The 12,645-nt window shown below is 72.5% G+C and carries 16 protein-coding genes; 7 read left to right on the plus strand and 9 right to left on the minus strand.

Annotated elements, in window-relative coordinates; all coding sequences use genetic code 11:
- The first annotated feature begins 163 nt into the window (after nucleotides 1-163).
- Nucleotides 164-1,354 carry a S8 family peptidase gene (locus ACQPY4_RS09540; protein ID WP_433334593.1) on the plus strand — a complete coding sequence of 397 codons (1,191 nt, stop codon included), beginning with the start codon at nucleotides 164-166 and terminating at the stop codon, nucleotides 1,352-1,354.
- A gap of 7 nt (nucleotides 1,355-1,361) precedes the next feature.
- Here the strand turns inward: ACQPY4_RS09540 and ACQPY4_RS09545 are convergent, their stop codons facing one another.
- On the minus strand, nucleotides 1,362-2,915 hold the full coding sequence (locus tag ACQPY4_RS09545; protein WP_433334595.1) for an MFS transporter: 1,554 nt from the start codon (nucleotides 2,913-2,915) through the stop codon (nucleotides 1,362-1,364).
- A 122-nt stretch (nucleotides 2,916-3,037) separates the two neighbouring features.
- On the opposite strand from ACQPY4_RS09545, the gene ACQPY4_RS09550 reads away from it, so the two are divergent.
- The 3 genes from ACQPY4_RS09550 to ACQPY4_RS09560 all read left to right on the plus strand — a co-directional run bounded on the left by ACQPY4_RS09550 (nucleotide 3,038) and on the right by ACQPY4_RS09560 (nucleotide 4,889).
- The gene (locus tag ACQPY4_RS09550) at nucleotides 3,038-3,469 is read left to right on the plus strand and encodes a MarR family winged helix-turn-helix transcriptional regulator (RefSeq protein WP_433334597.1); all 432 of its coding nucleotides are present in this window, start codon (nucleotides 3,038-3,040) and stop codon (nucleotides 3,467-3,469) included.
- 83 nt (nucleotides 3,470-3,552) lie between these two features.
- Nucleotides 3,553-4,185: a TetR/AcrR family transcriptional regulator gene (locus ACQPY4_RS09555; protein ID WP_433334599.1), complete on the plus strand. Its 633-nt coding sequence runs from the start codon at nucleotides 3,553-3,555 to the stop codon at nucleotides 4,183-4,185.
- Between the two features lie 128 nt (nucleotides 4,186-4,313).
- Nucleotides 4,314-4,889: a DUF1707 SHOCT-like domain-containing protein gene (locus tag ACQPY4_RS09560; protein WP_433334601.1), complete on the plus strand. Its 576-nt coding sequence runs from the start codon at nucleotides 4,314-4,316 to the stop codon at nucleotides 4,887-4,889.
- Between the two features lie 11 nt (nucleotides 4,890-4,900).
- Here ACQPY4_RS09560 and ACQPY4_RS09565 read toward each other — a convergent pair whose 3' ends face one another.
- Complete coding sequence (locus ACQPY4_RS09565) at nucleotides 4,901-5,482, minus strand: helix-turn-helix domain-containing protein (RefSeq protein WP_433334603.1); 582 nt, start codon at nucleotides 5,480-5,482, stop codon at nucleotides 4,901-4,903.
- A gap of 91 nt (nucleotides 5,483-5,573) precedes the next feature.
- Between ACQPY4_RS09565 and ACQPY4_RS09570 the strand changes: the two genes are divergently transcribed.
- Genes ACQPY4_RS09570 through ACQPY4_RS09580 form a run of 3 tightly spaced genes read left to right on the plus strand, consistent with a single transcriptional unit; the run spans nucleotide 5,574 to nucleotide 7,350 of the window.
- Nucleotides 5,574-5,852 carry an FAD-dependent oxidoreductase gene (locus ACQPY4_RS09570; protein WP_433334605.1) on the plus strand — a complete coding sequence of 93 codons (279 nt, stop codon included), beginning with the start codon at nucleotides 5,574-5,576 and terminating at the stop codon, nucleotides 5,850-5,852.
- A gap of 35 nt (nucleotides 5,853-5,887) precedes the next feature.
- On the plus strand, nucleotides 5,888-6,160 hold the full coding sequence (locus ACQPY4_RS09575; protein ID WP_433334607.1) for an FAD-dependent oxidoreductase: 273 nt from the start codon (nucleotides 5,888-5,890) through the stop codon (nucleotides 6,158-6,160).
- Nucleotides 6,157-7,350 (plus strand): MFS transporter, encoded by a 1,194-nt coding sequence (locus ACQPY4_RS09580; protein WP_433334609.1) that lies wholly within the window; start codon nucleotides 6,157-6,159, stop codon nucleotides 7,348-7,350. The genes ACQPY4_RS09575 and ACQPY4_RS09580 overlap by 4 nt, the downstream gene beginning before the upstream one ends.
- Before the next feature lie 18 nt (nucleotides 7,351-7,368).
- On the opposite strand, the gene lexA is transcribed toward ACQPY4_RS09580, so the two are convergent.
- The 7 genes from lexA to ACQPY4_RS09615 form a co-directional block, all read right to left on the minus strand.
- The gene (lexA, locus tag ACQPY4_RS09585) at nucleotides 7,369-8,031 is read right to left on the minus strand and encodes a transcriptional repressor LexA (RefSeq protein WP_433334611.1); all 663 of its coding nucleotides are present in this window, start codon (nucleotides 8,029-8,031) and stop codon (nucleotides 7,369-7,371) included.
- A 39-nt stretch (nucleotides 8,032-8,070) separates the two neighbouring features.
- Entirely contained in the window at nucleotides 8,071-8,496 is a 426-nt protein-coding gene (locus ACQPY4_RS09590; protein WP_433334613.1) for a S26 family signal peptidase, read from the minus strand.
- Nucleotides 8,493-10,355, minus strand: coding sequence for an ABC transporter ATP-binding protein (locus ACQPY4_RS09595; protein ID WP_433334615.1), 1,863 nt, complete (start codon nucleotides 10,353-10,355; stop codon nucleotides 8,493-8,495). The genes ACQPY4_RS09590 and ACQPY4_RS09595 overlap by 4 nt, the downstream gene beginning before the upstream one ends.
- Nucleotides 10,352-10,918, minus strand: a complete 567-nt coding sequence (locus ACQPY4_RS09600; RefSeq protein ID WP_433334617.1) for a TlpA family protein disulfide reductase — start codon at nucleotides 10,916-10,918, stop codon at nucleotides 10,352-10,354. Before ACQPY4_RS09600 ends, ACQPY4_RS09595 begins: the two co-directional genes overlap by 4 nt.
- A gap of 14 nt (nucleotides 10,919-10,932) precedes the next feature.
- Entirely contained in the window at nucleotides 10,933-11,478 is a 546-nt protein-coding gene (locus ACQPY4_RS09605) for a MauE/DoxX family redox-associated membrane protein (RefSeq protein WP_433338868.1), read from the minus strand.
- A gap of 55 nt (nucleotides 11,479-11,533) precedes the next feature.
- A complete protein-coding gene (locus tag ACQPY4_RS09610; protein ID WP_433334619.1) occupies nucleotides 11,534-11,755 on the minus strand; it encodes a hypothetical protein in 222 nt (73 codons plus the stop codon).
- Between the two features lie 286 nt (nucleotides 11,756-12,041).
- Nucleotides 12,042-12,644, minus strand: coding sequence for a TetR/AcrR family transcriptional regulator (locus ACQPY4_RS09615; RefSeq protein WP_433334621.1), 603 nt, complete (start codon nucleotides 12,642-12,644; stop codon nucleotides 12,042-12,044).
- Nucleotide 12,645: the final 1 nt, after the last annotated feature.

Raw genomic sequence — 12,645 nt, forward strand, 5'->3', positions numbered from 1 at the left:
CGGTCCGTCCAGACGCTTGCTGTTCCGTGAATTGGCACCCGTACGGCGCCCGTTATGTCTATCGAACTAGCAGTTTGTCGGCTTATGGTCCGGGTTCCTGGCCCATTGGTGTCACTGGCACGGCTCGCCCCACAACGGCCCGGTTCCGCCGCACCTTCGACCCATGAGACGACACACTCGCGCCCTGGTCATCGGCCTGGCCTCCGCCGCGCTCACCGCCTCGACGGGGACGGCCCTCGCCGCGCCCCCGCAGGGCACGCTGGTCACGGCCGGCCCCGGCGCCATCCCGAACCGGTACATCGTCGTGCTGAAGGACACCCGGAGCCTGCGGTCGGACGGCGTCGCCCCGACGGCGCGGGGCCTGGCCGGACGGTACGGCGGAGCCGTCACGCGCACCTACTCCACCGCCATCAAGGGCTTCGCCGCCGCGCTGGCGCGGGACGAGGCCCGCCGCCTGGCCGCCGACCCCGCGGTCGCCTTCGTCGAGGAGGACAGTGTCGCCACGGCCGCCGACCGCCAGGACGACCCGCCGAGCTGGGGCCTGGACCGGATCGACCAGCGCGACCTGCCGCTGTCGAAGTCCTACACCTACAACGGGACCGGCGAGGGCGTGCGGATCTATGTGATCGACACCGGCATCCGGATCTCGCACACCGACTTGGGCGGGCGCGCGTCCCACGGCAGGGACCTGTACGACGGCGACGCCGACGCGAGCGACTGCAATGGGCACGGCACCCACGTGGCCGCGACGGCGGGCGGCACCCGCTACGGAGTGGCCAAGAAGGCCAGGCTCGTCGCCGTCCGGGTGCTGGGCTGCGACGGTACCGGGCCCAGCTCCAGCGTGCTCGGCGGGGTCGACTGGGTCGCGGCCAACTCCACCGGGCCCGCCGTGGTCAACGTGAGCGTGAAGACCTCCCGGAGCACCGCGCTGACCGCCGCCGTCCGGGCGTCGGTGGCCAAGGGGTACACCTACGTCGCCGCGGCGGCCAACGACAACACCGACGCCTGCCGGGTCGGGCCGGCCAACATCCCCGAGGTCATGACGGTCGGGGCCACCAACAGCGACGACGCCCGGCGCAGCACGTCCAACTGGGGCCGCTGCCTGGACTTGTTCGCCCCCGGTGGCGGCATCACCTCCGCCTGGCACACCGGTGACAGCGCGAGCAGGACCATCAGTGGAACGTCCATGGCGTCGCCGCACGTGGCCGGGGCCGCGGCCATCCACCTGGCCGCCGACCCCGGCCTCACCCCCGAGCGGATCGCCCAGAAGATCGTTGCCGATGCCACCCCCGGAAAGGTGACCCGGCCGGGCACCGGGTCCCCCAACCTCCTACTGCACATCCCGCCTGGTTAAGCACCCCTCATACGGGGTTGGCGGCGCGTTCGTCCCGTTCCGGCTCCGAAGCGGGGGCCGGTCGCTCGGAGCGGGCCGGGCGGAAGGCGAACGCCAGGACGACGGCTCCGGCGAGGGCGATCGCCATCATCCACAGGCTGGCGACGTGCATCGCGTGCATGAAGGCCCGGTCGGCCGCCTCGACCAGGTCGGGACGGTTCGTGGTGGCCGCGACGTGCCGGGCCTGCTCGGCCGAGACCCGCGCCTGCTCGCGGACCTGGCCGGGCAGCGCGGTCAGGTCGCTTTCGATGCCGCGCCGGTAGACGATCGACATGATCGTCCCGCCCGCCGCGATGCCCAGGAGGCTGCCGGTCTGCCGGACGGTGTTGTTGACCGCCGACCCCGCCCCGGCGCGCTCCAGGGGCAGGACGCTCATGACGGCCGTGCTCACCGGCGCGATCACGGTGCCGATCGCCAGGCCCTGGACGAAGGACAGCGCCTCGATCCAGACCAGCGGCGTGTGCAGGCCGACCAGGCTCCAGCCGCCCATCGCCAGCCCGGAGACGGCGAGCCCGGTGGCCGCCACCCTCCGGACGGAGGAGCGGGCGACCAGTCGCGTCGCCAGGGGAGCGCCCAGCATCACGCCCAGGGCGGCGGGCAGGCCCCCGGCCAGCCCGGCGGCCAGCGGGGAGTAGTCGCGGGCGCCCTGGAGGTAGAAGGCGGCGAAGAAGGTGCTGCCGGTCATCGCCAGGAACAGCAGGCCGAGCGCCGCGTTGCCCCCGCCGAAGACCCGCTGGGCCAGCAGCCGGGGATCGAAGCTGGGGTGGCCGATGCGCAGCTCGACCAGCACGAAGACGGCCAGCAGGACCAGTCCGGCGGCGATGGGGGCCGTCACGTCCCAGCGGACCCACGCGGCCACCTGCCCGGCCCGGATCAGGCCGTAGGCCAGCGCGGCCAGCCCGATCGTGGGCAGCACCAGCCCGGCGACGTCCAGGCGGCGCGGCCGCGGGCTGCGGAAGTCGGGCACCACCCAGAAGATGGCGACCAGCGCCACCACCACGATCGGGACGTTGACCAGGAACACCGAGCCCCACCAGAAACGGTCGAGCAGCGCGCCGCCGAGCACCGGGCCGATCGCCAGCCCCACCCCGGCCGAGACGCTGAAGGCGCCGAACGCCGAGGCGCGGGCCGGTCCGGTGAAGGCCCAGGTCAGGATCGCCATGGTGGCGGGCACCGCGAGCGCGCTGCCCACGCCCATCGCCGCGCGCGCGGCGATCAGTTCGGCGGGGCTGCTCGCGTAGGCGCCCCAGACCGACGCCAGGCCGAAGACCACCATCCCGGCGACCAGGACGGTGCGGTGCCCGACGCGGTCGCCGATCACCCCGGCGGTGAACATCAGGGTGGCGAAGACGAGCGTGTAGGAGCCGACGGCCCACTGGAGCTCGCCCGGCGAGGCGCCCAGCCCGCGCTCGGGGTCGGCGAGCCGGACGAACGCGATGGTGAGGATGGTGTTGTCCATCCAGATGACGAGCGGGGAGAAGACGAGGACGGCGAGGATCAGTCGCTGCCGGGTTCCGGTCATCGCATGCCTTTACGGAGGTAGGCTATTTGTCAGGTTCTTGACGGTATGGAGGGAGCATCGCAAAGTCGTCAGGAACCTGTCAATCCCTCGGGCATGGGAGAGTTGGGCGGGTGGGAAAGTACATGTTCGCTGAGGGCGCGCTCGCCTTCCTGGTCCGCAGCGCGTGGCTCGGCATGCGTACCGCGATCGGCGCGGAGCTCAAGGAGTTCGGGCTCTCGACGCCCCAGTACGCCACCCTGATGATCGTCCACGACCACCCGGGGCTGTCGAACGCCGACATCGCCCGGAAGGTGTCGAGCTCGCGGCAGTCGGCCAACGAGATGCTCGCCGGGCTCGAACGCGACGGCCTGATCGAGCGGCGGCCGCACCCCGGCGACCGGCGCACCCAGCGGATCGACATCACCGAGGAGGGCCGGGCCCTGCTCGACAAGGCCCGCGTCGCCGTCGCCCGCCGCGAGGCCGACCTGGAGGCGGCCTTCACCGAGGAGCAGCGCGAGAACATCCGGGCCTGGCTGGAGGGCATCGCCGAAGCCTGCACGGCCGACGAGTCCTAGGGCCTCGCCGGCGTGCGGCGGTGGCGACGGGGACGGTGCGGCGCCTACATTCTCGGCCAGATGGCCAACGAACGGTGGTGCTCGTGAAGCAGAAACGGCGTCGGCGCAGCCCGGACGAGGCGCGGGCGGAACTGCTGGCGGCGGCGACCAGGCTCATCGTGGAGCGGGGCCCCGACAGCGTCACGCTGCGGCAGATCGCCGAGGCCGCCGGGGTCGCGCACGGTCTGGTGACGCACTACTTCGGCACCTACACCGCGCTGGTCCACGAGGTGCTGGCGGCCGAGAACGACCGGATGGAGCGGCGCGTCCGCGAGCGGATCGCCGAGGAGGAGGGCGTGCCGACCGCGGCGGGGATCATGGACGTCCTGTTCGACACGCTGGCGGACCGGCGGTACCTGCGGCTGTTCGCGTGGGCCGAGATGCACGGCGACTACCGGGGAGAGGTCCGGCCGAAGCTGCGCGACCTGATCGACTCCATCGAGGCCGGGATCCGCGAGGCCCTCGAAGGGCGCCGCGGGCCTGACCGCGCCCGCGTCGAGGCGGTGGCGCTGATCGGGACGGCCGCGGCCTACGGGTTCGCCCTGGGCGGGCGGGCGTGGCTGGCGGAACTGGGGCACGATCCCGATGATCCGGCGCACGAGGCGCGGTTTCGCGCGCAACTGTCGAAGATGCTGGGCGACCACATGATGGAGGAGTCCGGGCTGACGCCCGAGTGACCACCGGGCCGCGGCCTCCGTAGACGTGACGACATCGCTGCTCAGTGAGCTGCACCGGCTTTGTTGGCCAAATGGAGAATAAGATGCCATCATGATCGGACCGACGCCCACGAACAGGACGAAGCCCCATGGGAAAGCCGCAACCCGTACAGAACTCCCGGACGCTGGCCTCCGACGCCGAGCGCGAGCGGGCGGCCGAACGCGTGCGTCACGCGGCCGTGGAGGGGCGCCTCAGCCTTGAGGAATTCGACCAGCGTCTCAGCGAGGTCTACCTGGCCAGGACCCACTCCGAGCTGGACACGGCGGTGCGCGGCCTGCCCGAGCCTTCACCCGCCGACTCGCTGGTGGTGAGCCAGGAGCCCACCTCGCGGGGCGCCCTGGGCATGTTCGGCTGGTTCTCGCGCCGAGGGCGGTGGGTAGCCCCGGGCCGATTCACGGCCGTGTCGATGTTCGGCGGTGGCGAGCTCGACCTGCGCGACGCCCGCTTCGCCGAGCGCGAGGTCCGGATCCGCGCCATCGCCCTGTGGGGCGGCACCGAGATCGTCGTCCCGGACGACATCGAGGTCGAGGTCAGGGGATACGGCCTGTTCGGCGGGTTCGACCGGCGCGCCGCCCAGGTCAGGCCGGGCGCGCCGCGCGTGGTGATCAGCGGCCTGGCGATGTTCGGCGCCGTGGTGACCAAGTCCAGGCGCCGCGAGGGCTGAGAGAGCCGGGCTCAGGTCTTCCGGGTGCGGGGCTTGGCGCGGATGTGCATGCGCTCTCCCTGGCGGCCGAACAGGTTGAGGACCTCCGCCGGTGACTCGCCCGTGGGCCCGAACCAGTGCGGCAGGCGGGTGTCGAACTCGGCGGCCTCGCCCGGCCCCAGGATCAGGTCGTGCTCGGCCACGATCAGCCGGATGCGGCCGGACAGCACGTACAGCCACTCGTATCCCTCGTGGGTGACGGGCTCCGGCCGGTTCTGCTCGGCCGGGATGACCGACTTCCACGCCTGAATGGCCCCCGGCTGGGTGGTCAGGGGGATGACCGTGCGTCCGTTGCGGATGCTGGGCTTGGCGCGGACGCGGGGATCGCCGACCTCCGGCGCGCCGACCAGCTCGTCCAGCGGCACCTGGTGGGCCTGCGCGAGCGGCAGCAGGAGCTCCAGGCTCGGACGGCGCTGGCCCGTCTCCAGCCTCGACAGCGTGCTCTTGGAGATGCCGGTGGCCTCCGACAGGCTGACGCCGCGCCGGGTGCGGATGCGTTTGAGGCGGGGGCCGACCTGCGCCAGCGTCGCGGCGACCGGGGATTGCGCGTCCATGCCGCCATCCAAGCGCCCGCGTCCCGGAATTGGCAACGAATGTTGTCAGTGTGTCACCGGGCGCCGCACCATCGGCGCGGAGGTGATCGCCATGATCAACGAGCTGAACGACGTGGTGGTGGTCGGGGCCGGGGCGGCCGGGCTGAACGCCGCGCTGCTGCTGGGACGCGCCCACCGCGAGGTGGTCGTGCTGGACGCGGGCGAGCCGCGCAACGCGCCCGCCGCGCATATGCACGGTTTCCTGTCCCGCGACGGCCTGTCCCGGGGACGCTGCTTGAACTCGGCCGGGCGGAGGTCGCCCGGTACGGCGTCCGGGTCGTCCGGGGACGGGTCGACATCGGCGGCGGCCGGCTGCGCGGCGTCGCGCTGACCGACGGGCGGGTCGTCCCCCGCGCCGCGGCCTTCGTGTTCCCCCGCCCGGTCCCTCGGGACGAACTGCTGACCGGGCTCGGCTGCGCCACCGGCGACGACGGCTGGGTCACCGCCGACCGCACCGGCCGCACCAGTGTCGCCGGGGTCTGGGCCGCGGGCAACGTCGTCGACCCCCGCGCCCAGGTCGTCACCGCCGCCGGCATGGGGTCCGCCGCCGCCTTCGCCCTCAACAACGACCTGCTGGACGAGGACGTCGACCACGCCGTCGAACGCCACCGCGTCGCCGCCCGAGGTGAGGACCGATGACCACCGAGGCCACGGAGAAGCGGACCCCGGTCACCCGCGGAAGGCTGCCGCTCGGCGTCTACCTGCTCGCCTTCAACCTGTTCGCGATGGGCAGCGCGGAGTTCCTGCTGGCCGGGGTCCTCCCGGCGATCGCGGACGACCTGGAGATCACGCTGTCGTCCGCGGGGGCGCTGATCTCGGCCTTCGCCATCGGGGTCGTCCTGGGCGGGCCGCCCCTGGCGATCCTGACGCTGCGCTGGCCGCGGCGGACCACGCTGGTGACCACCCAGGCCGTCTTCGCCGCCTCGGTGACCGCCGGTCTGCTGGCCGACGACTACACGGTGCTGCTGATCACCCGGTTCCTGTGCGGACTGGCCTACGCGGGGTACTGGGCGGTCGCGGCGGTGACCGCGATCGGCCTGGTCACGCCCGACCGCACCGCGCGCGCCTCCGGCGTCGTGGTCAGCGGGCTCAGCCTCGCGATGATCGCCGGAGGCCCGGCGGGCGCGCTGCTCAGCTACTTCACCGGCTGGCGGGGCGGGTTCTGGGGCGTGGCCGCCCTGACCGCCACCGGCGCGGTCCTGACGCTGGTCGCGATGCCCGCCGCGAGCGGCGGCGCGGAGCCCAGCGTGCGCCGCGAACTGGTCACCCTGCGGCGGCCCCAGCTGTGGATCGTGTTCGCCGCCACGATCCTGAGCACCGCCGCGTACATGGTCTCGTTCAACTACCTCGCGCCGTTCCTGACCGATGTCACCGGCGTCCCCGGCGTCTGGGTCCCGGCGATCCTCGCGCTGTTCGGCGTGGGCGCCTTCGCCGGTCTGTCCATCGGGGGACGGATCGCCGACCGCAGGCCCACCCACGCCCTCCTGGCCGGGGCGATCGGGATCCTGGCCTGCTCGGTCCTGCTGGCGGTCCTCGCCGAGCACGCGTGGGCCGTCGTCCCGCTGGTGCTCCTCCTCGGGATCGCGGGCTTCGTCCTGAACCCGGCCGTCTACGGGCGGGTCTTCGCCATCGCGTCGGCGGCGCCCACCCTCGCCGGGGCCACCACCGTCTCGGCGTTCCAGCTGGGCATCAGCCTGGTCCCCGTGCTGGCCGGGACCGCGCTCAGCGCGGGCGCGGGCATCACCTCGGTCACCTGGATCGGCGCCGCCCTGGCCGCCGCGCTGGTGCCGGTCGTCATCCTCGACCGGACGCTCACCCGCCGCGAGTGACCACCGCGCGCGAACGCGTCAGACGTTGCGGAGCACCGAGACCACGATGCCCAGGACGGCCGCGTCGTCGCCGTCGATGACGTCGTAGGCCGGGTTGCGGGGTTCGAGCCGGACGTGGCCGTCGCGGCGCCGGTACACCTTGACGGTGGCCTCGCCGTCGATCATCGCGGCGACGATCTGGCCCGAGTGGGCCTCGGCCTGCTGCCTGACCACGACGATGTCGCCGTCGCAGATCGCGGCGTCGATCATCGAGTCGCCGCGCACGCGCAGGCCGAAGACGGTGCCGCGCCCGGTGAGCTCGCGGGGGAGGGACAGGGTGTCGTCCATGTGCTGTTCGGCGGCGATCGGCGTCCCGGCGGCGATGTCGCCCACCACGGGCACGGTCACCGGGCCGTCGGCGGGTTCCCGCACCGCCCGGTCCTGGAGGAAGGCGCGCACGTCGATGGGCCGGGACATCGACGGGGCGCGCCGCAGGAAGCCCTTGTCCTCCAGGCTCGCCAGGTGCCGCGACACCGACGACGCCGAGCGCAGGCCGACGGCGTCCCCGATCTGCCGGGTGCTGGGCGCGTACCCGTGCCTGACCACCCAGTCGCGGATCGTGACCAGGATTCGCTGCTGGCGCGGGGGCAGGGCCGAGGTGTCCAGGCCCTCGAACGCATCAAGATCATCGTAGCCGGTCACCTGGGGGATTCTAGTGGCCCCGGGGCCGCAACGCCTGTCTCAGCGGGACGCGTGGCGGTTCGGCAGCCTGCGGACGGCGGCGCCCAGCACGGACCCGGCCTCGTAGTAGCCGAACGCGCGCGAGTCCCTGCTGCGAGCGGCGTTGTCGCCCAGCACGATGAGGCTTCCGCGCGGAACCCGCGCATCGGTGATCTCCGGGACCCGGTCGTGCGGCACCGGGTCACCGGGCCGCGCGGCCAGCCGTTTGATGAGCCACTCGTGCCCGCCCTCCGGGTCGGCCAGCACGATCACCTGCCCCCGGGCCAGCCGGTTCGGCGGCAGGACGCGGACCAGGAGCCGGTCCCCATGGTGGAGCGAGGGCTCCATGCTGGGGCCGTGCACGGTCACCACGACCAGGCGGCGGCGCAGGGCCCGCAGCCCCGCCGCCGCGACCAGGAGCAGGGCGAGGGCCTTCACCGCGCTCACGCGGGCACCTCCGTGTCGTAACCGCTGGCCTGGAGCCGGAACAGCCGGGCGTAGAGCCCGTCATCGGCGAGCAGTTCTGCATGCGTGCCGGTCTCGCGGACCCGGCCCTCGTCCAGCACCGCGATCCGGTCCGCGTCGCGGACGGCGCCGAGCCGGTGCGAGATCAGCAGGCTGGTGGCGCCGCGCCGGAACTCGCGCAGCCGGGCATGGACGTCGTGCTCGGCCTGCGGGTCGAGGCCCGAGCTCGGCTCGTCGAGGATGAGCAGGTCGCGGCCGGAGCGCAGGAAGGCCCGCGCCAGCGCCACCCGCTGCCACTGCCCGCCCGACAGCAGCACCCCGGTTTCGGGGTCGTCCTCATCGCGGCCGGGGCCGTCGACCTCCAGGAAGAACGTCCGGGACAGCAGCGTCTCGTAGCCCCGGGGCAGGGCGGCCAGGGTCTGATGGACGTCGGCCTCCCGCGCCGCCAGCTCGATCTTCGCCCGGTCGTCCATCACCCGGGTGTCGCCGATCCCGATGTTCTCGGCGGCCGTCAGGTCGTAGGACATGTAGTCCTGGAAGACCGCGCCGATCCGCTGCCGCAGGTCCTCGACGGGCAGGGACGCGATGTCGACGCCGTCCCAGAGGACGCGGCCCCGGGTCGGGTCGTAGAAGCGGCACAGCAGCTTGACGATCGTGCTCTTGCCCGCGCCGTTCGGGCCGACCAGCCCGAGCGAGCGTCCCATCGGGAGGGTCAGGTTCACCCCGCGCAGCGTCCACGGGAGGTCGTCGCCGTAGCGGAACCAGACGTCCTGGAACTCGATGCCCGCCCCCGCCACCGGGGACGTCAGCGCGGGGGAGCGCTCGGGCGGCAGGTCGGGTTCGAGGGCGGTCACGTGGCGGAAGTGCCCGAACAGCAGCAGCGCGTGGTGGGTGCCCGCGAACCGGCTGATGATGGCGCTGAGCGCCGTCTGAGTGCCCGCGACACCGGCGACGAAGACCACGACGTCGCCGACGGAGAGCCGGCCCTTGGCAGCCATGAGGACGGCCCACGTCAGTCCCGCCCCGGAGATCAGCGCCGACAGCACGGCCAGCGCGATGTGCACCCGGGCCTCGCGCACGTCCATGCGCCGCCGCTCCCGGTGCGCCGTCCTGATCTCGGTGAGCATCCTGGTGCGGAACAGGTCGCCGAGCCCGAACAGCCGCACCTCCTTGGCGGCCGTCAGGCTGGTCAGCAGGTCGCTGTAGAACAGCTCGCGGCGCTCGGCGGGCCCGACGCCCCAGATCATCTGCGCGCGCCGCCTGCTCAGGGCGAGCTCGGGCACGATGCCCGGGATCGCCGCCACCAGGAGCAGGAGCGCCATCGGCGGATAGAGCACCGCCAGCGCCCCGAGGAAGCCGACCAGCGTCAGCGCGCCCTGGGCCATGCCGACGGTCCCGTCCAGCACCTGGCCGGGGCCCGCCCGGCCCGCCTGCTGGGCCAGCCGCAGATGGTCGCGGAAGCCGGGGTCCTCCAGCCGGGACAGTCCGGTCTGCCGGTTGACGGCCGTGTAGAGCCGGTCCTGGGCGTCCAGCGCGACCGCCCGGCCGAGTTCGGCGGTCAGGTAGCGGGCCAGATGCGCCAGCACCAGGTTGCCGCAGCCGATGCCGACCACCACCGCGATCAGCCAGAGCAGCTCCTCGCGCGGCGCCTGCGCCACGACCCGGTCCAGGATGAGCTTGGTCGCCCAGGCCGTGGCCACCGGGACCACCCCGACCGCGAGGGTCGCGACGATCTGCGCGGTGGCCACGCCCGGCGCGGCGCGGATCGCGAGCACGATCGCGTCGGCGCTGTTGCGCAGCAGGTCACGCCGGGAAGTGAACGGTGAGCGGGAACCGCTCACCGGTGTTCCATGACCACGTGGTCGTGATCATGGTCGTGCTCGTGGTCGTCACCGGCCTGGAGGACGCCGGTCTCGTCCACGACGCCGACCGCCGGGAACGCCTTGACGCCGAAGGCGGTGGCCATGGCCGACTCGCCGGAACGCTCGTACACCAGCCGGGCGACCCGCTGGAGCGCGAACGAGGCGACCAGCTCCTTGCTCGCGGCCTCCTGCCCCACCACCACGGCGATCGCACCGGGCGAGTCCTCGGCCCTGCGGATGAAGTCCGGCATCTTCTCGCGGCACGCGTCGCAGTCGGGGGAGAAGAACCCGACCAGGGCCGTCTCGGCGCCCTGGGTCAACGACTCGCGGGTGATCAGCTCGCCGTCGGTGCTGAGCGCGGAGAAGGCGCCGACCCGCTCGCCCGCGTCCAGCATCGTTTTCGGGGACGAGGTGAGCTTGGACAGCAGATGCTCGATGAGCGCGGTGTGGGCGCGCAGGCGCCGTACGGTGCCGAGGGTCAGGACGAGATCGACCAGACACACGGCCCCGACGAGAACGACCGCGGCGATCAGAAATGGCATGGGAGGCTCCTTGCTTAGTTCGAGGGCGCCGCGATGTCGGCGCGGAAGAGCTGGACGAGGTCGTCGGAGGCGATGACCAGCAGGGCCACCACCACCCCCGAGCACGCGGCCAGGGCCATTCCGGCCGTCTCGCCCGTCCCGCCCGGAAGGAGGGCGCCGGTGGCGGCCAGACCGCCCAGCAGGAGGTTGCGGACGATGTGCGGCACGCCGAGCACCGTGGCCGACGGGCCGAAGCACTGGCAGGTCGCCGATCCGCCGCGGCGCAGGCCCGCGTAGATGCCGGCGCTGAACAGGATCAGCAGCGCCGCCGCCAGGGCGAGACCCGCCACGCCGGGGATCGTCCGCCACGGGCCCGCGACCCCGGCGGCGGCGAGCGCTGCCGACCAGGTGAGCAGAACCGCGATGGCGGATTCGGTTGCGATAATTGCGGCGGCCACCGGCGTGCCCGTTCCGGGAACGGGCACGCCGAGCCGCCGAATTGATCGGGTGAATTCACGGAAGGCATCCGATGACCTGCCTTTGGCGATTGCCGCGACAGCGAACACCACGGCGACGAGCACCAGATCCGCGAAATGCAGGTAACGACTCAATGTCGGCAGCCTTTGTCGACCGACGTCAGCAGCTGGAGCAGCCGGCGGTGTAGCGGCAGTTGACGTTGCACGAGCCGCAGGTGATCCTGCCGCCGTAGCCGATCTTGCATTGGCGCTGGCAGATCGTGTGGCACCGGCACGAGCAGTCCTCGTACCACGAGTCGCCCGCGTGGGCCGAGATGCTCGGGACGATGCGGCTGAGCAGCCTGTCGCCCCAGCTCTCGATGGTGCGCGTGCCCCTTGTCATGAGTGTCATCGCGGCGGCCTTCCTCTCCATTGAGTAGATGCCCTGCCGGCCGCCGACCGGCATTGGACATCGTTGTCCCATGGCAGCCGAGATCCGTCCCGAAAATTAGAGCGGAATAAATTCGGTGACTTTACTTTGGCCGCCCGGCGGCTGCCCCGATTCTTGGCCATCTTTTGTTAAAGGCGCAATAGGTCAACGATGCATGATGCACTCAGCACCATAACCATCTGTTTATGGTCAAGTTCCCGGTGCTTGACGCGACGTTCACCCCGTGGCCTTCGGGGCGTCAGGGCGTCCTGAGGCCGCCGAGGAGGGAGAGGACGATGGTCTCGACGTCGGTGGCGGCCTGGTCGGGGTCGTCGGCGGCGGCGACGATCAGGACGGCGTTGCAGTAGACGCTGAAGATGAGCTCGGCGGCGGCGTCGACGCGGACGGGGTGGATCTCGCCGTCGGCGATGAACTGGGCGAGGCCCGCGCGGATGAGCGGGATGGCGGTGGCCTCGTCGAGCTCGCGGACGCGGTCCCAGCCGAGGACGCCCTGCGCCTGGCGCAGGATCGCGCGGGCCGAGGGGTCGTCGGCGTAGCCGCGCAGGAAGGCGCGGGTGCCGCGTTCGAGTCGCTCCCACGCGGTTCCCGCCCCCGCCATCGCCTCGATCGCGGGGCCGATGACCGCCGACTGCACGGTGGTGAAGACCTCGGCGAAGATCTCCTGCTTGTCGGTGAAGTGGTGGTAGACGGTGCCCTTGCTGGCCCGGGCCGCCGCGCCGATGTCGCTGATGGCGGTGGCGTCGAACCCGCGTCCGACGAACAGTTCGCGCGCCGATTCCAGGATCGCGGCCCGGGTCTGGGCGGCGGAGAGCTGCCGCCGGCCGCCCTTGACTTCACTCATA

This window comes from Spirillospora sp. CA-294931 (assembly GCF_050946795.1).
Classification (GTDB): Bacteria; Actinomycetota; Actinomycetes; order Streptosporangiales; family Streptosporangiaceae; genus Spirillospora.

Coding starts and splice junctions, on each gene's coding strand:
- ACQPY4_RS09600 (WP_433334617.1), bottom strand. CDS start 10,918: ATGCCATTTCTGATCGCCGCGGTCGTTCTCGTCGGGGCCGTGTGTCTG.
- ACQPY4_RS09615 (WP_433334621.1), bottom strand. CDS start 12,644: ATGAGTGAAGTCAAGGGCGGCCGGCGGCAGCTCTCCGCCGCCCAGACC.
- ACQPY4_RS09545 (WP_433334595.1), bottom strand. CDS start 2,915: ATGACCGGAACCCGGCAGCGACTGATCCTCGCCGTCCTCGTCTTCTCC.
- ACQPY4_RS09610 (WP_433334619.1), bottom strand. CDS start 11,755: ATGACAAGGGGCACGCGCACCATCGAGAGCTGGGGCGACAGGCTGCTC.
- ACQPY4_RS09550 (WP_433334597.1), top strand. CDS start 3,038: ATGTTCGCTGAGGGCGCGCTCGCCTTCCTGGTCCGCAGCGCGTGGCTC.
- ACQPY4_RS09560 (WP_433334601.1), top strand. CDS start 4,314: ATGGGAAAGCCGCAACCCGTACAGAACTCCCGGACGCTGGCCTCCGAC.
- ACQPY4_RS09540 (WP_433334593.1), top strand. CDS start 164: ATGAGACGACACACTCGCGCCCTGGTCATCGGCCTGGCCTCCGCCGCG.
- ACQPY4_RS09580 (WP_433334609.1), top strand. CDS start 6,157: ATGACCACCGAGGCCACGGAGAAGCGGACCCCGGTCACCCGCGGAAGG.
- ACQPY4_RS09565 (WP_433334603.1), bottom strand. CDS start 5,482: ATGGACGCGCAATCCCCGGTCGCCGCGACGCTGGCGCAGGTCGGCCCC.
- ACQPY4_RS09570 (WP_433334605.1), top strand. CDS start 5,574: ATGATCAACGAGCTGAACGACGTGGTGGTGGTCGGGGCCGGGGCGGCC.